The 22,350-nt window shown below is 68.2% G+C and carries 19 protein-coding genes; 7 read left to right on the top strand and 12 right to left on the bottom strand.

Annotated features, from left to right (window positions below; all coding sequences use genetic code 11):
* Positions 1-17 precede the first annotated feature (17 nt).
* Genes JMF86_RS27415 through JMF86_RS27405 form a run of 3 tightly spaced genes read right to left on the bottom strand, consistent with a single transcriptional unit; the run spans position 18 to position 2,810 of the window.
* Entirely contained in the window at positions 18-1,235 is a 1,218-nt protein-coding gene (locus JMF86_RS27415) for a DUF3734 domain-containing protein (protein ID WP_011548737.1), read from the bottom strand.
* A complete protein-coding gene (locus JMF86_RS27410) occupies positions 1,232-2,017 on the bottom strand; it encodes a 3-hydroxybutyrate dehydrogenase (RefSeq protein ID WP_006480179.1) in 786 nt (261 codons plus the stop codon). The genes JMF86_RS27415 and JMF86_RS27410 overlap by 4 nt, the downstream gene beginning before the upstream one ends.
* 52 nt (positions 2,018-2,069) lie before the next feature.
* The gene (locus JMF86_RS27405; RefSeq protein WP_011548736.1) at positions 2,070-2,810 is read right to left on the bottom strand and encodes an acetoacetate decarboxylase; all 741 of its coding nucleotides are present in this window, start codon (positions 2,808-2,810) and stop codon (positions 2,070-2,072) included.
* Positions 2,811-3,244: 434 nt separating this feature from the next.
* Between JMF86_RS27405 and JMF86_RS27400 the strand changes: the two genes are divergently transcribed.
* Positions 3,245-3,826, top strand: a complete 582-nt coding sequence (locus tag JMF86_RS27400) for an undecaprenyl-diphosphatase (RefSeq protein WP_011548735.1) — start codon at positions 3,245-3,247, stop codon at positions 3,824-3,826.
* Between the two features lie 35 nt (positions 3,827-3,861).
* Here the strand turns inward: JMF86_RS27400 and JMF86_RS27395 are convergent, their stop codons facing one another.
* The 3 genes from JMF86_RS27395 to JMF86_RS27385 form a co-directional block, all read right to left on the bottom strand.
* Complete coding sequence (locus tag JMF86_RS27395) at positions 3,862-4,095, bottom strand: hypothetical protein (RefSeq protein WP_011548734.1); 234 nt, start codon at positions 4,093-4,095, stop codon at positions 3,862-3,864.
* Positions 4,096-4,244: 149 nt separating this feature from the next.
* The gene (locus JMF86_RS27390; RefSeq protein WP_011548733.1) at positions 4,245-5,066 is read right to left on the bottom strand and encodes a siderophore-interacting protein; all 822 of its coding nucleotides are present in this window, start codon (positions 5,064-5,066) and stop codon (positions 4,245-4,247) included.
* 38 nt (positions 5,067-5,104) lie between these two features.
* Positions 5,105-5,818: a PadR family transcriptional regulator gene (locus tag JMF86_RS27385; protein ID WP_011548732.1), complete on the bottom strand. Its 714-nt coding sequence runs from the start codon at positions 5,816-5,818 to the stop codon at positions 5,105-5,107.
* 817 nt (positions 5,819-6,635) lie between these two features.
* Here JMF86_RS27385 and JMF86_RS27380 point away from each other — a divergent pair.
* The 5 genes from JMF86_RS27380 to JMF86_RS27360 all read left to right on the top strand — a co-directional run bounded on the left by JMF86_RS27380 (position 6,636) and on the right by JMF86_RS27360 (position 14,772).
* Positions 6,636-7,637: an FHA domain-containing protein gene (locus tag JMF86_RS27380; RefSeq protein WP_011548731.1), complete on the top strand. Its 1,002-nt coding sequence runs from the start codon at positions 6,636-6,638 to the stop codon at positions 7,635-7,637.
* The gene (locus tag JMF86_RS27375) at positions 7,634-11,683 is read left to right on the top strand and encodes a TOMM system kinase/cyclase fusion protein (RefSeq protein WP_011548730.1); all 4,050 of its coding nucleotides are present in this window, start codon (positions 7,634-7,636) and stop codon (positions 11,681-11,683) included. Before JMF86_RS27380 ends, JMF86_RS27375 begins: the two co-directional genes overlap by 4 nt.
* Positions 11,684-11,716: 33 nt before the next feature.
* Positions 11,717-12,061, top strand: coding sequence for a BMA_0021/BMA_0022 family TOMM bacteriocin (locus JMF86_RS27370; protein ID WP_011548729.1), 345 nt, complete (start codon positions 11,717-11,719; stop codon positions 12,059-12,061).
* 16 nt (positions 12,062-12,077) lie between these two features.
* A complete protein-coding gene (locus JMF86_RS27365; protein WP_006480160.1) occupies positions 12,078-12,440 on the top strand; it encodes a BMA_0021/BMA_0022 family TOMM bacteriocin in 363 nt (120 codons plus the stop codon).
* 94 nt (positions 12,441-12,534) lie between these two features.
* Complete coding sequence (locus JMF86_RS27360) at positions 12,535-14,772, top strand: TOMM precursor leader peptide-binding protein (protein WP_011548728.1); 2,238 nt, start codon at positions 12,535-12,537, stop codon at positions 14,770-14,772.
* Positions 14,773-14,845: 73 nt separating this feature from the next.
* Here JMF86_RS27360 and JMF86_RS27355 read toward each other — a convergent pair whose 3' ends face one another.
* From JMF86_RS27355 to JMF86_RS27335, 5 genes are all read right to left on the bottom strand, one after another.
* Positions 14,846-15,937: a porin gene (locus JMF86_RS27355; RefSeq protein ID WP_011548727.1), complete on the bottom strand. Its 1,092-nt coding sequence runs from the start codon at positions 15,935-15,937 to the stop codon at positions 14,846-14,848.
* A gap of 182 nt (positions 15,938-16,119) precedes the next feature.
* Positions 16,120-16,842: an SDR family NAD(P)-dependent oxidoreductase gene (locus JMF86_RS27350; protein WP_011548726.1), complete on the bottom strand. Its 723-nt coding sequence runs from the start codon at positions 16,840-16,842 to the stop codon at positions 16,120-16,122.
* Complete coding sequence (locus JMF86_RS27345) at positions 16,820-17,941, bottom strand: 2,3-butanediol dehydrogenase (RefSeq protein WP_011548725.1); 1,122 nt, start codon at positions 17,939-17,941, stop codon at positions 16,820-16,822. The genes JMF86_RS27350 and JMF86_RS27345 overlap by 23 nt, the downstream gene beginning before the upstream one ends.
* A gap of 1 nt (position 17,942) precedes the next feature.
* On the bottom strand, positions 17,943-19,247 hold the full coding sequence (locus JMF86_RS27340; protein WP_011694926.1) for an MFS transporter: 1,305 nt from the start codon (positions 19,245-19,247) through the stop codon (positions 17,943-17,945).
* Positions 19,248-19,263: 16 nt separating this feature from the next.
* Positions 19,264-19,797, bottom strand: a complete 534-nt coding sequence (locus JMF86_RS27335; protein ID WP_006480150.1) for a 2,4'-dihydroxyacetophenone dioxygenase family protein — start codon at positions 19,795-19,797, stop codon at positions 19,264-19,266.
* A 176-nt stretch (positions 19,798-19,973) separates the two neighbouring features.
* On the opposite strand from JMF86_RS27335, the gene JMF86_RS27330 reads away from it, so the two are divergent.
* Positions 19,974-20,954: a helix-turn-helix domain-containing protein gene (locus JMF86_RS27330; protein ID WP_006480149.1), complete on the top strand. Its 981-nt coding sequence runs from the start codon at positions 19,974-19,976 to the stop codon at positions 20,952-20,954.
* Positions 20,955-21,169: 215 nt separating this feature from the next.
* Here the strand turns inward: JMF86_RS27330 and JMF86_RS27325 are convergent, their stop codons facing one another.
* Positions 21,170-22,117, bottom strand: a complete 948-nt coding sequence (locus JMF86_RS27325; protein WP_011548723.1) for an aldo/keto reductase — start codon at positions 22,115-22,117, stop codon at positions 21,170-21,172.
* Between the last annotated feature and the right edge of the window lie 233 nt (positions 22,118-22,350).

The raw sequence follows: 22,350 nt of genomic DNA, 5'->3' as shown, positions 1-22,350 counted from the left end.
GCCCGTTGCACACGGCATTACCGGCGGCGGTGAATGTCGTGCGTGACGAAGCCCGCGTCGTTGGTGGGCAGCGCGAGGCCGTCCTTCACCGCGAGCGTCTTGCGGATGTCGTCGAGACCCGCGGACCAGTGGTCGCGCATCGTCGACAGACCGAACTGATAGTCCTTGTAGTGATGCTCGTACGCCTTCTGCTGATAGATCAGATGCTGGATGTTGTACTTCTTCCCGCTCGACATCGCTTCGGCTTCGACGCACCACGGATCGTTCTTGCGTTGCTCTTCCGGCACCTGTTCGAGCACGTGGCGCAGCACGTTGCGGTAGCGCTGTTCGCGCTGCAGCGTGTCGGTCACGAAACGCGTGCGGCTCGAATACTGCACGTCCTTCGTGCGCTCGGCGACGTCGGCCATCGTGCGCGGCAGCGGCCCGCGCGCGCTCCACAGATCGACCTGGAACGCGAGCGTATCGCAGCGCGGCCGGGCGCGGAGCACTTCCATCAGCGGCGTGTTCGACACGACACCACCGTCCCAGTAATACTCGCCGTCGATCTCGACGGGCGGGAACGCGGGCGGCAACGCACCGGACGCCATGAAATGCTCGGGCGCGAGACGGATGCGCGAGTTGTCGAAGTACACGAAGTTGCCGGTGCCGACGTTGACCGCGCCGACCGACACGCGCGTCTCGCCCGAATTGATCCGGTCGAAATCGCACAGCTTGAGCAGCGTCGTGCGCAGCGCCGACGTGTCGTACCAGCTGATCTTTTGCGGATGATCGGCCACGCCCGGCAGCGGCGGCGGGAAGCGCGGCACGAAGAACCCTTGCTGGCCCTGCATCATCGCGCTCGCGGCCTGCGACGCGGTGAAGAACGTGCGCACCTGATCGATGCTGTTGAACAGCGCGAATTCGAACGCGGCCGGAATCGCGGGAAAGAACGCCGGCTGGCAGATCGTTTCCCAGAACTCACGCAGGCGCTCGACGCGATGCTCGGGCGCATTGCCGGCGATCAGCGCGGTGTTGAGCGCGCCGATCGAGATGCCCGCGATCCAGTCGAGCGGAATGCCCGCCTCGTGCAGCCCTTCGAACACGCCGGCCTGGTACGCGCCGAGCGCGCCGCCGCCCTGCAGGACGAGCGCGATCGTTTCGTACGGCAGCGACCGCGCAGCGGCCGGTGCGCCGGCTTCGTGGTGCAGGTCCGCCGCATCCACGGCCTGCTTTTCGGTGCGGGCGTGCGGCTTCATTGCATGAACCAGCCGTGGCTGACGATGAACGACTGGCCCGTGAGCGCGGCGCTCGGGAACGCCGACAGGAACAGCACCGTCTGCGCGACGTCCTGCACCGTCGTGAACACGCCGTCGACCGTGTTGCCCAGCATCACCTTCTTGATCACTTCCTCTTCGCTGATGCCGAGCTCCTTCGCCTGCTCCGGAATCTGCTTGTCGACCAGCGGCGTGCGCACGAAGCCCGGACACACGACGTGCGAGCGCACGTTGTGCTTCGCGCCTTCCTTCGCCAGCACGCGGGCGAGGCCCAGCAGGCCATGCTTGGCCGTCACGTACGCCGACTTCAGCGGCGACGCTTCGTGCGAGTGCACCGAACCCATGTAGATTACGACGCCGCCGCGATCGTCCTTGTACATGTGCTTGAGCGCGGCCTTCGTCGTCAGGAACGCGCCGTCCACGTGGATCGCCTGCATCTTCTTCCAGTCAGAGAACGAATAGTTCTCGATCGGGTTGACGATCTGGATGCCCGCGTTCGACACGAGGATGTCGACCGAGCCGAACGCTTCGGCCACCTTGTCGATGCCGCTGTTCACGGCGTCTTCGTTGGTCACGTCCATCGCGACGCCGATCGCCTTGCCGCCTGCCTTGTTGATCTCGTCGGCGACCGCGTTCGCGCCGTCCTGGTTCAGGTCGGCGATCGCGACGGCCGCGCCTGCCTTGGCCAGTTCCAGCGCGATTTCCTTGCCGATGCCGCTCGCGGCGCCCGTGACGACTGCGGTCTTGCCATTCAGGTTGCTCATGTTCGAATTCCCGTGGTGAAAGGATTGACAGGGAGAAAGGACTGCGGACGTGTTACTGAGCCAGGTAATCGTAGACGACTTCACCGAGGCCCAGCGTCAAATCCGCGACGAGGTGGCGCGCTTCGACGATTTCGAGCACCGGCAGATCGGCCACCGGCGCGAGCGCGTGCGGCGCCAGCTCGAGCGATGCGGGGCCCGTCCACGCGCCCTTCATCTTGATGTCCTGCATGTAATAGCGCACCAGTTCGCAGACGCGTGCGGTGCCGTCGACGTGCGGGATGATCTTCAGCAGGAAATTGGGGCCGGCGAGCCGTTTCGTCTGCTCGTCGATGTCGAGTTCCTTGTGCTTGTAGCCCATCGTGCCGGTCGCGACGCGCACCTTGCCGTAGTCGAGTGTGCCCAGGATGTGATCGGTGTTCACGTGCAGCGTGGGCGACGCGAGCTTCTTCGGGAAGCCCCACAGCTCGCGGCCGCCGGCGATCGGCGGGTGATCGTCGAGATACATCGCGAGCGTATAGCCGCCCGGCTGGCCTTCGTATTCGACGGGGATCACCTGGCCGCTTTCGGTGTAATCGCCGAAGCCGGTCGAATCGGCCATGCGGATGAATTCGTAGTGGACGAGCGGCTCGGTGACCTGCAGCGGCTCGGGGACGATTTCACGGAGGCGGTCCGGATCGGTGCGGTACGTGATGATCAGAAACTCACGATCGACGAAACGGTACGGGCCCATCGGGAAGGCAGGGCTGGTCAACGGCATCGCAAACGCTTTCGATCGGACATCGCTGGGTTTCATGCGGACTCCTTGTTGTTGATCGCTTCGTGGATGAGTGGACGTAATCGTATGCCTGTGCGTTGCCGTTGTGCGATGCCGCATCTGGAATTAATTGTTGCCGATTTCGAATAATTTGCGGCGTAAATATTGAGATGAATGAGACAAACGGCCTGGACGGCGTGCCGGCCGGGCGATGGTCGCAGGCGTCGATGACGCCCTCATGTGAAAAGGGTGAGTCTTTACGGGAGAGGTGGTGAGCCCTTACGGGAGACGGTCGCGCGGGAATATGACAATTGTGTGAACTTGTGTTGCAGTGCAGGCTCTAAGTGCGTTCGCCGCGCGCGCCTCGCCCGGGCGGCGGCCGCATTAAGCACCGCTTAAGCGGCCACGCCCTAGCATCGTTCGACTCCGGCCGGGCAACCGGCCGATCTTTTACGCCCCACGCAACCGGATTCATGCAGAACCTCAATCTCGCCCTCTTTTCCGCCATCAACGCCGGCGGTGCACCGCACCCGGGCGTCGCCCGCCTCGCGATCTTCGCCGCCGACTGGCTCGTCTATGCGCTGCCCGCGATGCTGCTGCTGACCTGGCTCTTCGGCGCGCGCCCCGCGCGGCGCCAGGCGATCGAAGCCGGGGTCGGCGTCTGCGTGGCGCTCGTGCTCGCGCAGGTGCTCGGGCATGTCTGGTTCTCGCCGCGCCCGTTCATGGCCGGCGTCGGCACGCAGCTGATTCCGCACGCGCCGGACAGTTCGTTTCCGAGCGATCACATGACGTTCGCGTGGAGCATGGCGGTCGGCCTGCTGCTCGGCGGCACGACGCGGGTCACCGGTTTCGTGATGGCCGCGATGGCCGTGGCGATCGCATGGGGGCGCATCTATGCGGGCGTGCACTGGCCGTTCGACATGGCGGGCGGCGTGCTGGTCGGCACGGTGGGCGCGCTGGCCGCGCACCTGTACGGGCAACGCGTGACCGCGCTGCTCGAACGGCTCGGCGATTCGGTGCATGCGGTCGTGATGGGACGCCGGCAGGCGCCGTAAGCGGAACGAGGCGGAACGCAGCGGCAGGGACGCCGTCAGCCGGGCGAGCCGGGTGTGCGGGCCGATTCGGCCGAGGCGGACGGGCCGTCGCTCGCGTCGTGCAGTTCGGGCGTATCGGCCGGATGCCGCGCGGCATCGCGGTCGAGGGCGCTTTCCTTCAGGATCGCGCACATCGCGACGAACAGCGCGAGGACGACCGCGGCGAGGCCGCAATAACCGGCGATCTTCAGATGGCGAAGGAAAGGCGAAGCGTGGCTTGCTTTTGTCATGACCGGGCGCTCCTGGACGGGCTGCGGCGGCTGTCGCCCGACAGCGGCGTCGCAGACATACATATATACCAGCCGCGATGCCGGTGCCAAGCCCACCGCTGCGCCGGCGCCACGATTGTTTCGGCCGCCGGTCGAGCGGGCGCTCCCGGTCAGTCTTCCAGCGTTTCGTGCACGGCCGCCGCGCCGCGCTTCCAGTAGGCCGCCGCGCGGATGCGCGACTTGTCGACGCCGCGCTCGCCGGTCAGGTGCTGGCGCACCGCGCGCATCGACAGCGCTTCGCCGGCCGCCCACACGTAGCCGTCGCCGGACGACGGCAAAGGCAGATCGCGCACGGCATTCAGCAGCACGTCGCCGTCCGCCGCGTCGGCTTCGGCGCGGAAGCGCCAGATTTCATGCACGTCGGCGCGCGTATCGAACGAGATCTGCGCGGTGCGATCCGCGACTTCCAGCACGACCGCCGCGCGCGCGCCGGCCGGCAATTCCTCGAGGCGCCGCGCGACGGCCGGCAGCGCCGTATCGTCGCCGATCAGCAGATGCCAGTCGAAACCGGTCGGGACGACGAACGAACCGCGCGGGCCGCCGATGCCGAGCCATTGGCCGACGCGTGCCTGCGCGGCCCACTGCGATGCCGGGCCCGGATGGTTCAGCACGAATTCCAGATCGAGTTCGCGGGCGGCGCGGTCGAAGCGGCGCGGCGTGAAGTCGCGCGCGACCGGCTTCGGTTCGCCTGCCGGAAACTCGGGGCCGTTCGCACCGAGCGTCGGCAGCGCGGGGCGTTCCGCGCCGGGCGGCGGGAAAAAGACCTTCACGTGATCGTCGAACGATGCGGATTCGAAATCCGCGAGATCGGGGCCGCCGAGCGTGACGCGCAGCAGATGCGGCGTCACGGCATGCACGCGCAGCACCTGCAGCAGGCGGAACTTGAGGGTGTGGCGCACGCGGGTCACGGTGCGCTCGGACGTGTTCTGCATCAATCCGTTCTCCTTGGGTGGTGACGGGGCGGCGCGCATCACGCGCCGGCGCCGCCTTCGATTTCGGCCGTCGCGCGGCGCATGATGGCCGCGATGCGGCGCTGTTCGTCGGCATCGGCGGCGCTCTTGTGCAGCAGCGCGCGCTTGAGCGCGAGACGGGCCTCGACGAATTCCGGCAGCCAGCCGGCCTGCGATTCGTCCTGCGCTTCATTGCCCGCCGATTCCCCGGCGAACGCGCGGCGCATGAACTCCATCTTGCGGGCGAGGTGCGTGAGGCGGGCGAACAGCGTGTCGACGCGTTCGCGCTGGGCGTCGAGATGTGCGCGGCCTGCGTCGGTCAGCGCATAGCGCTTGCGGTTGCCTTCCGCCTGCGACGCGACGAAGCCGACTTCCTCGAGGTACGTGAGCGCCGGATACACCATGCCGGGGCTCGGGCTGTAAAAGCCGTTCGAGCGCGTGTCGAGCGCCTTGATCAGTTCGTAGCCGTGGCTCGGTTGTTCGGCCACCAGCGCGAGCAGCAGCAGTTGGAGGTCGTCGGAGCTGAACTGGCGGCCGCGCGGCATGCCGTCGTCGCCGAAATCGCCAAAGCCGCCGCGTCCGCCCCGGCCGCCGAACGGGCCGCCACCGCCAAACGGGTCGTGGCCGCGGCGATGGCGGCCGATCGCGTGCAAGACGCCGGCGAACCAGTCAGGGCCGGCATGCGCACCATGACCGTCGCATCGGGCATGGCCGCGGGAGGGGTTGTGTCGCATGATCGTGTCCTATATGTCGTAAAACATATCTAAAGATATATATCGAAAGATACAGCGTCAAGGGGATTATTGAGGGCGGGATGGTGGTGGGGGCTGTGGTGGATGGCCGGTGCCGGCGTGGTTCGTGGGCGCGCTCCGTCGAGGGCGCCGGTGGATGGCTCCTCGATAAACAGAGGGCGCGATGCCGCATCACGTGCCGCTGCCGTCGGGTGACCATTCCCGAGGCACTGTCGTGCCGACACCCCCTGCGTTCGCCGACTATATCGCGGGATATTTGCCGCGGCACGACGTGATTCATGAATAAGTTAAACGGCGGCGATTATAAAAACACCAGAGAAAATTATTTATAAAATCGAAACGGTTTTATTTTCGACCGGCCAAACAAAACTTCCGCGCGGGCAAAGATCAATTATCCCGCTCCGTCGTTCAATTTCGTCGTGCCGGCCTTGCGCATGACTGGAGGCATCTCGGGCGGCGATGAAGAATTTCGACCCTTTATTTGCACCCCGAAAATTCATCGAAAAGGTAAAGCATTGCAATATAAAATCGTTATCCAGGTATGCCGGTTGCGGAGCACGATTTTATTTGGCAGGATTTTCATCGAGGCGCTCGGTTTTAAAACAACAAAGTAATCGACCATTCAATTTACTGAAATGACGCGCGGCGCTTGGGTAACGCCCGGCAAGGCAACTGACCAGAAAAACAGGTAACGAGGCGGCGAACGGGCGGCACTGTTCGCGATCATCGAATCAATCGCTTGCCCGGCAGCGTCGATGCGTCACTCGAACGATCCGGGCGAATCCGACACGGGGCGGCCATGGCGATACTCAAGAACGACGCTTCCGGAGACGCATGCCTGCTCCGCGCGTATCACGTGTTCGGCCGCGACGACGCGCGCTGCGACACGGTCATCCGGGATGGCTCGGTGTCCCGCGTCCATGCCCATATCCGCTGGGTCGGCGGGCTCTGGGAACTCCACGATCACAGCAGCAACGGCACGTCGGTATCGGGCGTATCGCTGCGCGATGGCGAGCATGCGGTGCTGCAGCAAGGCGACGTGATCCGCTTCGGCAGGGCCGGCACCGCGCCGTGGCGGGTCGAGTCGCTCGACGATCCGGCCGATACGCTGTGGCCGATTCGCGGTGCCGCCGCGCCGATCGTGCTCGCGCCGCGCCAGATCCTGCCGGTGCCTGCCGCGCAGCCGGTCACGATCGTTCGTTCGCCGGCCGGCGAATGGCTGTGCGACGACACGTTGCCGCCGCGCGCGCTCCATGACGGCGACGAAGTGTCGACCGGCGACTTCGCGTGGCGTCTCGCGCTCGCGCGCCACGGCTCGACGGTGATGCTCGCCGCCCCCGCCGATCCGGCCGCGCCGGCGCCATTGCTCGAATTCCTCGTCAGCCGCAACGAGGAGCACGTGCGCATGCTGCTGCATGTCCGCGGCGGCGTGGTCGACCTCGGCGAGCGCGCCCATCACTACAGCCTCGTCACGCTCGCCCGCGCCCGCTCGGCCGACATGCAGGCCGGCTACGACGCCGCCACGCAAGGGTGGATCGAACTCGACCGGCTCGCGCGCATGCTCGGCATCGACGCGTCCCATGTCAACGTGCAGATTCATCGCGCGCGGAGCCAGTTCGCGGCGCTGCCGGGGCTCGGTGCGAGCCAGCTCGTCGAGCGCCGACGCGGCAGCGTCCGTTTCGGCGATGTGCCGTTCCGGGTGATGCGCGGCGAGCATCTCGAATGCGAGTCGGTGCCGGCCGCCGGGCCGCGTATCGGCGTGCCGCGCGCGGTGCCGGGCCCGATCGTCCATTGCCCGTGAACGCGGGAGAACCGGCCGTGCTGCCGACCGTATCCCGCGCCCTCGCCCGGCCGGATGCACCTGAACCGCCGAAGCACGCGGTGCCTTTTGCAACGCTCGCCGGCAAATGGCATTACCGGCTCGGCCCGCTGCTCGGCGAAGGGGGCAACGGCGTGGTGTTTCGGGCTACCTGCGACGAGACGGGGCACGCCGTCGCGATCAAGCTGATGCGCGACGATGCCGCGCTGACCGTGCCGGAGCGGATGCACCGGCGTGCGCGCTTCCGGCGCGAGACGAGCCTGTGCGAGGCGCTGCGGCATCCGAACATCGTCGCGCTGCTGGACCGCGGCGAAGCGCCCGACGGCCGGCTGTTCGCCGTATTCGAACTGGTCGAGGGCCGGACGGTGCGCGACCGGCTCGCGGCGGACGGGCCGCTGTCGGCCATCGACACGGGGCGGCTGATGACGCAGGTGCTCGACGCGCTCGCGGCCGCCCATCGGCGCGGCATCGTGCATCGCGATCTGAAGCCGCAGAACATCGTGATCGCGGTCGCCGACGACGGGCCGCACGCGAAGCTGCTCGATTTCGGCATCGGCGCATTGCTGCCCGGCACCGAAGACATCGCGCGCCAGACCGCGACGCTCGCGACCGAAGTACTCGGCTCGCCGCCCTACTGCGCGCCGGAGCAATTGCGCAACGAGCCGCCGACGCCCGCCAGCGACCTGTATGCGTGGGGCCTGATCGTGCTCGAATGCCTGACGGGCGAGGTCGTCATGCAGGGCGCCAGCGTGGCCGAGATCCTCTATCAGCAACTGAGCCCGGTAGATGTCGCGCTCCCGCCGTCGATTGCGTCGCTGCCGCTCGGCGCGGTGCTGCGGCACGCGCTGAACAAGAATCCGCGGCAGCGTGCCGCGTCGGCCGAGGCGCTCGCGACGCAGTTTCGTGCGCTCAACTTCGCGGCGCTGGTCGGCCAGTTCGACGCCGGTCGCGCCGGTCGGAAGGCGCGTTCGCGCCCGCTTGCGCCGCGCGGCGAGACGCTCGCCGAAGTGGGCGAGTACCGGCAGATCACCACGCTGTGCTGCTGCGTGACGATTGCCGGCGAGGGCCGCCAACGCCATGCCGGCACCGAGCACGGCATGGCGCTCGACGGCTACGAGGAACAGTGGCTGACGAAGTGCGCCGATATCGCGGTCGGTTACGGCGCGCATGCGGGCGGACGGCTCGGCGACACGCTGCTGTTCCATTTCGGCCTGCAAGGCGACATCGACCGGCCCGCCCGCCGGGCGGTGCGGGCGGCGCTCGACATGGTGCGCGTCGCCGGGCGCGCGCGGTTGCCGGTGCCGCCAGCCGCCGGCGGCCGTGCTGCCGAGGGTGAAGAAGGCTGGCGGGTCGAAGTGGCCGCCGCGATTCACGTCGGGCAGGTGCTCGCGCATGCGTCGCACATGTCGGGCGTCTCGACGCCCGCCGCGGCGTCGCGGCTGCTGCGGCTGGCCGGCCCCGGACAGATTCTGATCAGTGACGATGCGCGGCTCGTGCTCGAACGGCATGCCGATTCGCGGCCGACCGCGTTGCGGCTCGCACGGGCGGGCCTGGTGTCGCAGCCGGTTCATGAATTGCTTGGCGAGCGGCACGCCGATACGCCGTTCGATTCGCTCGACGCCGGCAGACGGACACCCATGGTCGGCCGCGCGCGTGAGTTCGACGCACTGCTGCGCGCGTGGCAGGACACGCTCGGGCGGCATCGTCGCGCGCTGCGCGGCGAGCCGGCGCCGCTCGGCGTGCCGCGGCTCGTCGTCGGCGAGGCGGGCTTCGGCAAGTCGCGGCTCGTGCACGAGCTGTGCGAGGCCGTGCGGACCCGGGGCCACGCGTTCGCGCAGTGCGGTTGCCTGCCAGAACGCGAGAATCATGCGCTGTTTCCGGTCCTGCGGTTCATCGCCGCGCACTGGCTCGTCGATGCCGATCGCGCGCCGGGCGTGGCGCTCGCGGCGATCGACGCGATGATCGCGCCGCTCGATTGCGACCATGCGGCGGCGCGTGTCGCGCTCGCGACCTGGCTCGGGCTGCCCTGCGACGCGAACGGGCTCCTGTGGTCGAGCGCGCGCGAGCAGCACGCGCTGTTCGACGTCCTCGAGCAACTGCTCGTATCGCTCGGCAACGGCGCGCCGGTGCTGCTCGTGATCGAGGACGTTCAGTGGCTCGATCGTTCGACCGAGGAGTTTCTCGCGTATCTGCGGCGCTCGCCGCGCGCGGCGGCACTGTGCATCGTGCTCACGTCGCGCCCCGACAGGCTCGCGCGCTGGCGCGGCGCGGCCGACCGCGTGGTGCTGCGCCGCCTGCCGCGCGACGACGCGCAACGCCTGATGTCGGCGCATCTCGGCCCGGGCGCGTTCGATCCGGCGTGGCTCGATCGGCTCGCCGATCGCACCGCGGGCATCCCGCTGTTCATCGAGGCCGTCGCGCGCGAACTGACGGTGAGCGGCGCGGACGGTCCGCTTGCCGGGCCCGCGGCAACGGACCCTTATCCGCTGCCGCTCAGTCTCGGCGGCATGCTCGGTCTGGCCTTCGACCGGATCGACGACGCGCGCGACACCGCGCAGCTCGCCGCGACCATCGGGCTCGAAGTGGATGCGCAACTGCTCGCCGATGCATCGCCGCATGATCGCTCCACGCTCGATGCCCATCTGCGGCTGCTGCTCGAAGAGCGGATCGTGTACGCGCAACATCGGCGCGATCGCGTGTTCTATGCGTTCCGCCATGCGCTGATTCGCGACGCCGCATACGAATCGATGCCGCCGGCGGTGCGGCGCGGCAACCACGCGCGCGTCGGCCGTGCGCTGCTCGCGCGGGCCGATCGCGGCGCCGGTGCGCACGCGTTCGGCATCGCCGGGCACTTCGCGCGCGCCGGCGCGTGCGCGGACGCGATCGCCCAAGGCATCGACGCGGCGCGGCGTGCGCTCGAACATTCGCGATACGACGACGCGATTCGCTACGGGCAGGCCGTATTCGACTGGCTCGCGACCGCCGATCACGCCCAGCGCGAGCACGACAGTGCGCGCATTCGCGCCACGTTGACGCACGCGACGATGGCGCGATTCGGCTGGGCCGATCCGCAGATACGCGAGCATGCGGAGCAGTTGCTGCGGCAGACCCGGACGCTCGACGACCCGGAGCTCGAGATCAGCGCGTTGTGGACGCTGTCGACCTACTACCACGTCGCCGGCGACCGTCCGACCGTGCGCCGGATCGGCAAGCGGCTCGACACGCTCGCGACCGAGCGCGGCGAGGCGGGCGTGCAGGTCGCGGCGGACGCGATGCGCGGCATGAGCCTGTGGGTCGACGGCGACTATGCGCGCGCCCGTGCCGCGTTCGACGCGGTGCTGGCCGGCTACGACGCGCGGCGCGACGCGGGCCACCGGCGCATCCTGGGGCTCGATACGCGTGCGTGGACGATGGCGTCGCTCGCCAGCGTGCGCTGGTGCATGGACGACGATCCGCAACCGTCGCTCGCGATGGCGCGCGAGGCTGTGTATTGCGCGACCTGCCTCGATCATCTGCCGACGCTCGGCGTCACGATGATGTACCTCGCGCGCACGCATCAGCTCGCGGGCGACCGCGACGCGGCGCGAGCCGTGTCGGAGGCGATTCTCCGGCTGGCGGATGCGCACCGGCTGCGCGCGGTCGGGCACTACGCCGCGATCATTCATGCATGGACGCAACGCGATCGCGCGGGCGTCGTCGCGCATCTCGACGCACAGCGGCAGTCGGGCGGCCTGCTCGGGCTGACCTACTACGCGTCGCTGCTTGCCGAGCTGGATGCCGAACGCGGCGACTATGACGCGGCGCTCGCGCAGATCGGGGAGTGCCTCGCCTGGTGCGAATCGAGCGGCGAACGGTATTACGAAGCCCAGCTGTTGCTCAAGCAGGGCGAGTACTTGCGCCGCGCCGATCCGCGTTGCGGCGGCGTGGCCGCGCTGGACGCGTGCCGGCGCGCAGTCGAAATTGCAACGACGGCGGGCATGGGCCGGATCGCCAGGCTCGCCGAAGCGACGTTGCAGTCGTTGCCGTAAGCAGTTCAAACCGTCATTCAGGAGAGCATAAAGATGAGCAAGGATCTTCGATTACCGACGTACGAACAGTTTCTCGAATACCGCGCGACCGTCATCCGGGCAATCGCCCTCGCCTGGCATTCGCCGGCGTTTCTCGACAAGCTCGAAGCCGATCCGGTCCACGCATTGCGCGAGCAGTTCGACTATCACTTTCCGTTCAAGCTCGACCTGAAGGTGCAGCTCAAATCGTCGGAGTGGACACCAACCGTCAACGGCGACTGGACGGCCGGCCAGAAAAACAGGCTCACGCTGTACCTGCCGCCCGCGCCGGTGGACGACGCGCAGTTCGCGCAGGCGCTGGCTGCGTACAACGCGGACCACATCACCATCATGGAATGACTCCGGGGAAACCGACATGGCAAAGGACAACGCTAATCCGACGCTCGAATCGATGCTGGAGTTTCAGAAGGTCTATCTGCGCGCGATCGCGCTCTCGTGGCGCGACCCGGCGTTCAAGGCCGAACTGCTGGACCGGCCGCTGGATACGCTCGCGAAATACTTCGGCTATCAGTGCCCGTGGATCATCGACATCGACATCGAGAAGACGGGCGGCGATCATGGCTGGACGAGCGACGGGAAAGGCGGCGGGAGCTGGAACCTGCCGCGCAACGTGATGACGGTCGGCATACCGGAGCAGCCGACGCACCTGGACGAGGAGGCCGTGGCGCTCGCGGCCTACTGCGACGCGGGGCCGTGTTACCTGTTCACCTGCTGTTGACCGGGCGCGGCCGACCCGCGCACCGTCGCATGGCCCTGGGCGGTTGCCCGGGGCCGCGCGACGTTTGTCCGACCCGTCGCACGGAACCCGACGCATGCTCGATGACCTTTCGCGCGTATTGCGCTTCAAGCCGCACCTGCTCGTGCTCGATGCCGGGCCCGAGACCCTGTTCGTCGTCGACGAATTCAGGCGCGCGATGCTGTCCGGCGCGATCTTCGTGCGGATCGCCGCGTGCCTGCGGGCGCGCATGACGATTGCCGAGATCGTGACGTCGCTGGCCGGCACGTTCGGCGAATGGGACGTGCTCGCGCGGCTCGATCATCTGGTGCGGCGCGGCTACGTGCGCGCCGATCCACCGCACGCCGACGATGCGGCGCGCGGCTTCTTCGAACGGACCGGGCTCGACGGCGACGCCGCGTGCGCGCGCATGGCCCAACTGCGGGTCGCGGTGGAGACGTTCGGTGCGGCCGGTGCGGCGCTCCGGCGCGCGTTCGACGCGGCTGGTATCGGCATCGCGAAGGAGGCCGAACTGACCGTCGCGATCGTCGATACGCACGACCGCGACGATCTCGCCGCGTATGCCGCCCGCGTGGCGGCGCGCGGCGGTGCGCTGCTCGTCGTGGCGACCGGCGGCGTGCAGACGCTGATCGGACCGTTGCTGGCCGGCGGCGCCGCGCTCGCCGAGGCGCCGTGCATCGAATGCGTGCGCTACTGGATGCGCGTCAACCGGCCGGTCGAGGCGCTGCTGGCGCGCCATCACGGCAGCGACGCGACGCGTGTACCGGTGGCCGCCTCGCGTGCGGCCGCCGCCGCCGCGGCCGCGCTCGTGGCCGCGACGGTCGAGCAGCTCGCGGCCAACCGCGCGGTCGCGGAACGTGCGCAAACGCACATCGTTGCGCATCGACTCGACACGCTGGCCGTCGAACGGCATCGCGTGGTCAGGCGGCCGCAATGCCCGTGCTGCGGGAATCCCGCGTGGATGCGCGAGCAGGCGGCGCGGGCGCCGCGACTCGCCGGGGATGCGCCGCTGGCGCGGACGGACGGCGGCTACCGGAGCGCCGATCCGCAACAGGTGTTCGCGCGTCACGCGCATCTGATCTCGCCGGTCAGCGGCGCGATCGCGTATCTGCATCCGATGCCGAAGCGGCACGCGGGCCTGCGCAAGGTCTATGCGTCGGGCTTTCTCGTATGCCCGGCCGCCGTGCCGGACAGCAACCGGTTCGACCGGCTCTGCTCCGGCAAGGGCCGCACCGACGAGCAGGCCCGTACCAGCGCGCTGTGCGAGGCGCTCGAACGTTTCAGCAGCGTGTATCAGGGCGACGAGGCGACGGTGACCGGCAGCCTCGACAGCCTGCGCGCCGATCCGGCCTGCGACGCCGAGCCGATCCATGTGAACGCGCTTCAGCAGTTCAGCGAACGGCAATTCGACGCGCGCGACGCGATCAACGCGTTGACTCGCGATGTGCGCAAGCAGGTGCCGCCGCGCTTCACGTCGCACGACGTGATCGACTGGACGCCTGCGTGGTCGCTCGTGAACGGCCGGCGTCGCCTCGTGCCGCTGAGCTACTGCTACGCGGAAACGCCCGACAGCGCGCAGGCCACGGCCGCCTGCGTGCACAACCCGAACGGCTGCGCCGCCGGCTCGAGCCTCGACGAGGCGATTCTGCAAGGCATGCTCGAGTTGATCGAGCGCGATGCGGTCGCGATCTGGTGGTACAACCGGATCGCGCGCCCCGGCATCGATCTCGCGGGTTTCGACGATCCGTATTTCGACGCGCTCGTGCACGAATACGCGACGTTCGGATGGCGCGTATGGGCGCTCGACATCACGACCGATCTCGCGGTGCCGACCGTGGTCGCGCTCGCGGAGAATCCGCAGGACGGGCGTTTCTCGATCGGTTTCGGCTGTCATCCCGATGGCCGGATCGCGGTGCAGCGGGCGCTGACCGAAGTCAACCAGTTGCTCGATATCGCGGCGGATGCGCCGCATCCATGGGATCGCGACACGCTTTCGTCGACCGGATTTCTGTATCCGGCGGCAGGTATGCCGGCAACGACGCCTTCGACGTGGCGGCGGCCCGATGCCGCGTCGTTACCGGCGGTGATCGCGGAGTGTGTCGAGCGCATCGCGGCAGCCGGCATGGACGTGCTCGTCGTCGACAAGACGCGGCCCGACATTGGCTTGTCCGTGGTGCAGGTGATCGCACCGGGGCTGTGCCATTTCTGGCCGCGTTTCGGCGCGCGGCGACTGTATTCGGTGCCGGTGGCGCTGGGTTGGCGCGCGCAGCCGTGCGACGAAACGGCGTTGAATCCGGCGCTGCTGTTTCTGTGACCTGCGCGCGCAATCGCGTTGTCGGCGAACAGCGCGGGCTGCCGGAACGCCGACCGTTCGCGTCCGCGCCGGATCAGAACCGCGTACTGAACCCCACCCGCGCGATCGACTGCAACGCGCCGCTCGATGCGCCGTTCGCGTCCATCACGCCGTTGATCTGCGCGTTGCCGCCGTGGCTCGCACGTTGATGCACACCGGCCACGTACACCATCGTGCGCTTCGACAGCCAGTACTGGATGGCGGCGAGAAACTGATGCGCGTGCGTGTCGTCGAGCGTGTCGTTGCCTTTCATGTACGTGTAGCTCGCGCCGATCACCCATACCGGCGACGGCCGCCAGGCGGCACCGGCTTCCGCCGACCACGCGCCCGCGCCGTTGCGCGCATTGTGCACGGTCGTGAAGAGCGCCTTGCCCGTGACCGTACCGACCGTGTAGTGCACGCCCGCGCCCCAGTTGCGTACGCTGGTGGGCGGCAGTCCGTCGGCCGCGCCGTATTTCTGGTTCGTATAGGCGGCGCCCGCGCCGAACGGGCCGTGGTCGTAGCTGGCGCCGACGCTGACCGTGTTGTTCGCGCCGATCGACCCCGCGACGTTGCCGAAACCGTATAGCGCGCCGAAGGTCAGGCCCGACAGCGACGGGCTCGTGTACTTGACCGAATTCGCGACGCGATTGCTGCCCGCGACGCGGTCCCAGTCGAACGCACCGGTCGGGTTGTTCGGCAGCGCGAGCCGATCGAACGGCCCGTTGCGAAAGCCGTACAGGCCGACGAGATCCTGCGCGATCTCGTTGCCGCTGGCGGCCAGCGCATCGACCATGAATTCGTACTGGTTGCCGAGCGTCAGCGTGCCGTACCGGTCGTTCTGCAACCCGACATAGGCGGTGCGCGCGAACAGCCCGCCGCCGATGATCGCGCCGTTGCCGAGCGAATACTGGTTGACGAGCCGGAAGATCGCACGCGTGCCCGCGCCGAGATCCTCCTTGCCCTCGAAGCCGAGCAGGTTCGGAAAGAAGATGTTGTCGTCGAATTTCGCGGCGCCGTGGCCGCCTTGATTGCTGACGTAGCTGATGCCGGTATCCATCAGCCCGAACATCGTCACGCTGCTCTGCGCGAACGCCGCGGCCGGAAACGTGCAGGCCGCGAGCGCCAGAAAGGTCTTTTTCGTCATCTCCAAAGTGCTCCTCACATGATCCGATCGAGCCGGATATTTTTAATTGGACTACTGATTGATATGAAGAAACATGAACCGGGCGAACCCGGTTCGGCGACGGTCAAAGGAAGCGGTGGTGCGCAACGGGTATCGGCAGGTCGCGTCGATCCGGCGACCTTCCGCGGCCCGCGCGCCGCGCGCTAGACCGTCGAATATCCGCCGTCCACCGGCACGACCGCGCCGGTGACGAACGACGCGCCGGGCGAGCACAGGAACAGGATCACTTCCGCGACTTCGTCGGCCGTGCCCCAGCGCCCGAGCGGCGTGCGCTCAAGAATGCGGCGCGATGCCAGTGGGGCGGCCATCAGAGCGCTGCTGAGCGGCGTGTCGATCCAGCCCGGCGCGACCGCGTTCACGCGGATGCCGTGATCGGCCCACGCTTGCGCGAGCGAACGCGTGAGCTGTGCGATACCGCCCTTGCTCGCGCTGTACGCGGGCCGGTCCTTGCTGCCGAAGTACGTGTACATCGACGCGATATTGACGATGCTGCCGCCGTTGGCCGCCAGCGCGGGCCGCGCGGCGTCGGATGCCCGCATCACCGACGTCAGGTTCACGTTCAGCACGTGCTCGAACTGGTCCATCCGGTATTCATCCGCGTGCCGGCTGATGCCCACGCCGTTGACGAGCACGTCGAGCCGCGGCAGCGCGGCGATCGTGCGCGTCAGCGCCGCGCCGTCGGCCACGTCGAGTTCCACGCATCGGACACCGGCATGCACGGGCGCATGCGGGCCGGTGGCGTCGAGCCCGAGCGCGACGACCGATGCGCCGGCCTGCGCGAACCGCAGCGCGGTGCGCGCGCCGATGCCCGATGTGCCGCCCGTCACCACGACGGACTGCCCGTCAAACGCCCACTGACGACTCATGCTCGATGCTCCCGGTGGTGGACGCGCGACGGGCCGGCCGTTGCGCGGGTGAAACGAGGATCTTGATCTGCGCGCGATCGGCGAGCAGCGCGTCGAAGCCGTCGGCGACGGCATCCTCGAGCGACACGGTGCGTGTGACGATCGACGTGAGGTCGAGCGCGCCCGACGCGACGATGCGCAGCAGGTCTTCGTACGCATGCCGGTAGCCGACGCTCGTGGTGACGGTCAACTCGTCGTTGACCGCGCGGAACGCGTCGAAACCCGCGTGCGGCATCAGGCCGACCATCACGACACGACCACCCTTGCGCAGTGCCCGCATCGCCGATTCGAACGTGGCCTGCAATCCGGCCGCCTCGAAACTCGTATCGACGCCGAGCCCGCCCGTGGCCGCGCGAATCGCGTCCTGCAGCGCGGCGGCATCGAGCGTGCGCGCATCGAACGCGTGCGTCGCACCGAAGCGTGTGGCGGCCGCGAGCCGTTCGGGCGACACGTCGACGGCGACGATCGTGGTCGCGCCCTGCAGCTTCGCGAGCATGATCAGCAGCAGGCCGATCGGCCCGAGCCCGAACACCGCGCAGGTCTCTCCGAGCCGCAGTTCGCCGCGCCGCAGCGCATGCAGTGCAACGGCGGCCGGCTCCATTACCGCGGCCTGTTCGAGGCTCACGCCGTCGGGCAGCCGATGCAGCATGTAGGCCGGCACGACCGCGAAGTCGGCCATCCCGCCGTCGCCCATCAGCCCGGCGAAGCCCATCGACACGCACAGGTTGTACGACCCCGAACGGCAGTACGCGCACTGGCTGCAGCGATACTCGGGTTCGACCGCGACGCGGTCGCCCGCGCGCAGCGTCGTCACGTCGGCGCCGACTTCGACGACGGTGCCGCAGAACTCGTGGCCGAGCGTCAGCGGCGCGGTGCGGCGCGACAGCGGATGCGGCGCATCGACCGGAATCGCGTGCGGGCCGTCCGCGTATTCATGCAGGTCACTGCCGCAGATCCCGCAATACGCGACCGCGATGCGCACGTCGCCGGGGCCGACGCGCGGCGTGTCGATTTCCACGAGACGGACGTCGCGCGGGCCATGCCATTGAAGTGCGCGCATGTCAGCGTCCTCCGAGATTGTGCGTATCGAGGCGGCCGGCCGCGGCGCCTGCGGGCGCGCGCTTGCGCAGCACGGCCGGCGCGGTTTCGACGAGGCCGAACGACAGCACGCATGCGAGGATCGCGCCGGTAGTCGAGGTCCACATCGCGAACTGCAGGCCGTACCTGTCCGCCGCGAAGCCGGCGACGGTCGGCGCGACGAAGCCGCCGATCAGCTCGCCGGCGCCCATGATCAGCCCGAGCGCGCTCGCGATCGCTCGCGGCGGCACCGTTTCGGCCGGGATCGTCGCCATGAACAGCGTGAAGCAGCCGAGGCCCGTATACGTGACGAACACGAGCGCGCCGAGCGCCCAGACCGAGCCGACGTGGATCAGCACGACCGGGCACATGGCCGCGATCAGCGCGAACCCGATCATCGTCGGCTTGCGACCGATCCGGTCGGAGATCGCCGGCACGGCGAAGCCCCAGAACACCCACGCGGCGCCGAGGCAGGTCATCACGACGCCCATGTCGGACGGCGCCAGGTGACGGCTTTCCACGAGGAACACCGGCGCGAACGAGATGATCACGACGAACCACGTGAGAAAGAAGCAGCTGATCAGCACGCAGAGCAGGATGTTGCGCTCCTTCAGCAATGCCCAGCGGCTGAACTCGGCGCCGCTTGCGGCCGGTACCGCGGCGGTATCGGCGTGCACGTGGCGCACGCCGCCGGGCGGCACTTCGCGCACCCAGCGCCAGATGCAGAACGCGATCAGGAAGCCCGGAATGCACGACACGTAGAACGCCTCGCGCCAGCCGTATGCGGTGGCGATGCCGATCACGACCGGCGGGCCGATCATCGCGCCGAGCAGGCCGGCGGCCGAGCCTTGCAGCAGGCCCATGTTCAGCCCGCGGCGGCTCGGCGTCGAACTCTCGACCATCAGCGATTGCGACAGCGGCAGCACGGGGCCTTCGGCGATGCCAATCAGCGCGCGAAACGCGATCAGGCTCGCGAAGCCGCCGACGAGCCCCGACAGCGCCGAGCACACGGAAAAGCCGAGCACGGCCGCGACCAGCAGCGGCTTGCGGGTGCCGCGCGCGTCGGACCATGCGCCGGTCGCGGCGCCTGACAGCGCCCACGTGAGCGCGAGCGCGGACGACACCATGCCGAGCTGCGTGTTCGCCAGGTGCAGCTCGGCCGACATGAACGGAAACAGGAACGACAGCGCGAGGCGGTCGAAGAACACGAAGCCGAACGTCATGAACAGGATCAGCAGCAGCCTGTTCTCGTACGTCCAGGCGCGCCTGGAGGAGGAGGGGGGCGTCATCGTGAGCCTCGCCGCGTCAGCGGAACAGCTTCTCGACCGCTTGCGCGCCGAGGCCGACCTTCTCGTAATGCGCCTTGCACATCGCGATGTACGAATGCACGTCGAAGTAGCCGTCGGGATTGCCTGCGTCGTCGAGCCAGATCAGCGGGCCCTTGACGATGAAGAACGCGCGCATCGGCTCGGGGTGATCGAACGCGACGAGCGTGTGGCCCTCGCCCGGCGTCTCGTACACGAAATCGCCGCGCGTCGCGGTCCATTCGTGTTCGAGGTAACCCCATTTCCCCGACAGCGTGTACGCGAACACCTCGTGCGGGTGATAGTGCCGGTTCACGAGCCCGGCTTCCTTCGCCATCAGGATGTCGCACCATTTGTTCTGCGACGGCGAGATCCACAGCGGCCGCGACGAAACCGTTTCGGTGAACGGAACGTAATAGCGCTCGTCGTCGGTGGCCGCGTTCGGGATGTAGGCTTCGGGCAGCGCATCGGGCTTGAACGGATTGGCAATCGCCGGAATGTTTTGCCAGAATTCGGATACGGCTTTGTCGACCACGGGGTGTCTCCTTCATGGGTTGTCGTGGGCTCGACTTTAGCCAGCCGGCGCGCGCCGCTCTTGACTGGGCGGGACGCATTGCTTGACCGCGCCGGACATTGCATCGCACCAGAATCCAGACGAACCATCCCCCCAATCCGTGCCGCTCCGCACGACAGGCGCCAGCAGGAGGCGACGTGACGAATTCGACCGTTTTTTCACGCACGCGAGGCTCGACGGCCGACGTGCCGGCGCGTGACCGGATGGCGTACTGGGATGCGTTCAACGCAGCGACGCTGGTCGGCCTGCGCTGCTCGTCGCTGTCGCCGGCCGGGCTGGAAGCCGAGAAGACCGATATCGCGCTGCCGGGCCTCGGCATCGCCGACATCAGCGGGCAGGATCACGTGATCGAGCGCAGCCCCGCGCTGGTGCGCCAGTTGCCGAAGGAGTCGCTGTTCGCGTGCCAGATCCTGAGCGGGCGCGCGTATTTCATCCAGCACGACCGGTGCCTGCTCGCGGAGGCCGGCGATCTCGTCGTCTACGACACCCGCGTGCCGTATCTGTTCGGATTCCTCACGCCGATGCGGCAGTTGCTGATCGATATCCCGATCACGACGTTCGACGACCGCCTCGATGCGGAACTGGCCGCGCTGCCGCTGCGGATCGCGCCGAAGCCGGGCGCGGGCGCGATGCTCGGCGCAACGTTGCGCGCGAGCGTCGAGCGGTTCATGAAGGCGCCGGTGGAGCGCGACGCCGCGCGGTTCGCCGAGCACACGCGCACGCTGATCGCGGAACTCATCGACGCGGAAGTGAACGGTGCGGGCGCCTCGCGCGCGTCGCTGTCGTACCTGCTGACCGCGAAGCAGTACATCGCGACGCATCTGGGCGAGCCGGAGCTCGCGCCGCAGGCCGTCGCCGACGCGGTCGGGCTGTCGCTGCGGCATCTGGGCCGCCTCTTCGCGGCCGAAGGCGAGTCGATCACGCAGCACATCTGGTCGGAACGGCTGTCGCACGCGCATCGCGAGCTGACGGATGCGCGGCTGCGCAAGACGAGCATCGGCGAGATCGCGTTCCGCTGGGGGTTTTCGAGCCAGGCGCATTTCAGCCGCGCGATCCGCGAGCGCTACGGCGCGTCGCCGATGGCGCTGCGCGATGCGGCGCGCGAGGCCGCGGGCTGACGGCGGTTTGCGGATGGTTCGGCGGCGGCGCGTGCATCACGCGCCGTTTTCGTTTGCGGCGCGCGAGGTGTGGTGCAGGTTCGGCGCGAGGAAGCGCGGTCGAACCGCGCGGCCATCGGCTGCCCGCCATTGCATTCATTCACCTGGCGCGCATCGCAGGCCGGCCGTGGAACCGCGATGCGGTTCCACGGCCGGCGCCGCCAGCGCCACGGACTTCAGGACGCGCTGGCTTCGTCGATCTGACGAACGTCGTCCTGATCGAGCGTGACGCGGATCGCTTCACCGAGCAGCGCGAGCTGCTCGAGCGACGTCGCGCTCGCGATCGGCGCGGTGATCGTCGGCCGCGCGATCTGCCAGGCGAGCGCGATCGCGGCCGGCTGCGTGCCGTGCTTCGCCGATACGGCGTCGAGCGCCGCGAGAATGCGCAGCCCGCGTTCGTTCAGATAGCCGGCGACGCGATCGCCGCGCACGCTCTTCTTCAGGTCGGCTTCACTGCGGTACTTGCCCGACAGGAACCCGCTCGCGAGCGCGTAGTAGTTGACGACGCCGAGCTTCAGCTCGCGCACGACGGGCTCGAGGTCGCGTTCGTAGTCGGCGCGGTTGAGCAGGTTGTATTCGGGCTGGATGACCTGGTAGGCGGGCAGTCCGTCGCGCACGCTGATGGCCGCGGCTTCGCGCAGCCGTGCGCCGCTGTAGTTCGACGCGCCGATGATGCGCACCTTGCCCGCATCGATCAGCGTTTGATACGCGCCGAGCGTTTCTTCGAGCGGGGCCGTGTCGGCGAGATCGCGGTGCGAGAAATACAGGTCGATGTAGTCGGTCTGCAGGCGGCGCAGCGAATCGTCGACGGCCTTCAGGATGTTGTCTTTCGACAGCCCCGCGCGCGTGCCGAGGAGCCCGACCTTGGTCGCGATCACGACCTGCTCGCGCTTGCCGGAGCGCTTGAGCCACTTGCCGATGATCGTTTCCGATTCGCCGCCGTGGTTGCCGGGAACCCAGGCCGAATAGACGTCGGCCGTGTCGATGAAGTTGATGCCGGTGTCGGCGAGCGCGTCGAGCAACGCGAACGATGCGTTTTCGTCGACGGTCCAGCCGAAGACGTTGCCGCCGAACGCGAGCGGCGAAACCTGGATGCTGGATGTACCGAGGGTGCGATGTGCCATGTTCTGCTCCGTAAGCTGCGGGTGACGGGAGGGGACTGCGGGACGTGAAGCCGGTCGCGTTGAGACGGCGAGCACGTGGCGAGGTTCCGCCGCCGGCGCACCAACCGGCGGGTTTCGCGCGCGTGCGCCGGCATGCCGGACGCGGTGACGTCATCACGGCAGCGACCTCCGTTCGAGCGCCGGCCCCGCCGCGCGCAAGGCACTGTATTTATTACCGATTTTCCGTGCCAGGT

Origin of the sequence: Burkholderia sp. E168m15 (genome assembly GCF_016586105.1) — a bacterium.
Classification (GTDB): Bacteria; Pseudomonadota; Gammaproteobacteria; order Burkholderiales; family Burkholderiaceae; genus Burkholderia; species Burkholderia orbicola.
The sequence above is the reverse complement of the archived record's forward strand: the minus strand, read 5'-3'. Positions and strand labels throughout refer to the sequence as shown.

Coding starts and splice junctions, on each gene's coding strand:
- JMF86_RS27395 (WP_011548734.1), bottom strand. CDS start 4,095: ATGACAAAAGCAAGCCACGCTTCGCCTTTCCTTCGCCATCTGAAGATC.
- JMF86_RS27345 (WP_011548725.1), bottom strand. CDS start 17,941: ATGCGCGCACTTCAATGGCATGGCCCGCGCGACGTCCGTCTCGTGGAA.
- JMF86_RS27355 (WP_011548727.1), bottom strand. CDS start 15,937: ATGACGAAAAAGACCTTTCTGGCGCTCGCGGCCTGCACGTTTCCGGCC.
- JMF86_RS27380 (WP_011548731.1), top strand. CDS start 6,636: ATGGCGATACTCAAGAACGACGCTTCCGGAGACGCATGCCTGCTCCGC.
- JMF86_RS27390 (WP_011548733.1), bottom strand. CDS start 5,066: ATGCAGAACACGTCCGAGCGCACCGTGACCCGCGTGCGCCACACCCTC.
- JMF86_RS27415 (WP_011548737.1), bottom strand. CDS start 1,235: ATGAAGCCGCACGCCCGCACCGAAAAGCAGGCCGTGGATGCGGCGGAC.
- JMF86_RS27410 (WP_006480179.1), bottom strand. CDS start 2,017: ATGAGCAACCTGAATGGCAAGACCGCAGTCGTCACGGGCGCCGCGAGC.
- JMF86_RS27365 (WP_006480160.1), top strand. CDS start 12,078: ATGGCAAAGGACAACGCTAATCCGACGCTCGAATCGATGCTGGAGTTT.
- JMF86_RS27370 (WP_011548729.1), top strand. CDS start 11,717: ATGAGCAAGGATCTTCGATTACCGACGTACGAACAGTTTCTCGAATAC.
- JMF86_RS27405 (WP_011548736.1), bottom strand. CDS start 2,810: ATGAAACCCAGCGATGTCCGATCGAAAGCGTTTGCGATGCCGTTGACC.
- JMF86_RS27400 (WP_011548735.1), top strand. CDS start 3,245: ATGCAGAACCTCAATCTCGCCCTCTTTTCCGCCATCAACGCCGGCGGT.
- JMF86_RS27325 (WP_011548723.1), bottom strand. CDS start 22,117: ATGGCACATCGCACCCTCGGTACATCCAGCATCCAGGTTTCGCCGCTC.
- JMF86_RS27360 (WP_011548728.1), top strand. CDS start 12,535: ATGCTCGATGACCTTTCGCGCGTATTGCGCTTCAAGCCGCACCTGCTC.
- JMF86_RS27350 (WP_011548726.1), bottom strand. CDS start 16,842: ATGAGTCGTCAGTGGGCGTTTGACGGGCAGTCCGTCGTGGTGACGGGC.
- JMF86_RS27340 (WP_011694926.1), bottom strand. CDS start 19,247: ATGACGCCCCCCTCCTCCTCCAGGCGCGCCTGGACGTACGAGAACAGG.
- JMF86_RS27385 (WP_011548732.1), bottom strand. CDS start 5,818: ATGCGACACAACCCCTCCCGCGGCCATGCCCGATGCGACGGTCATGGT.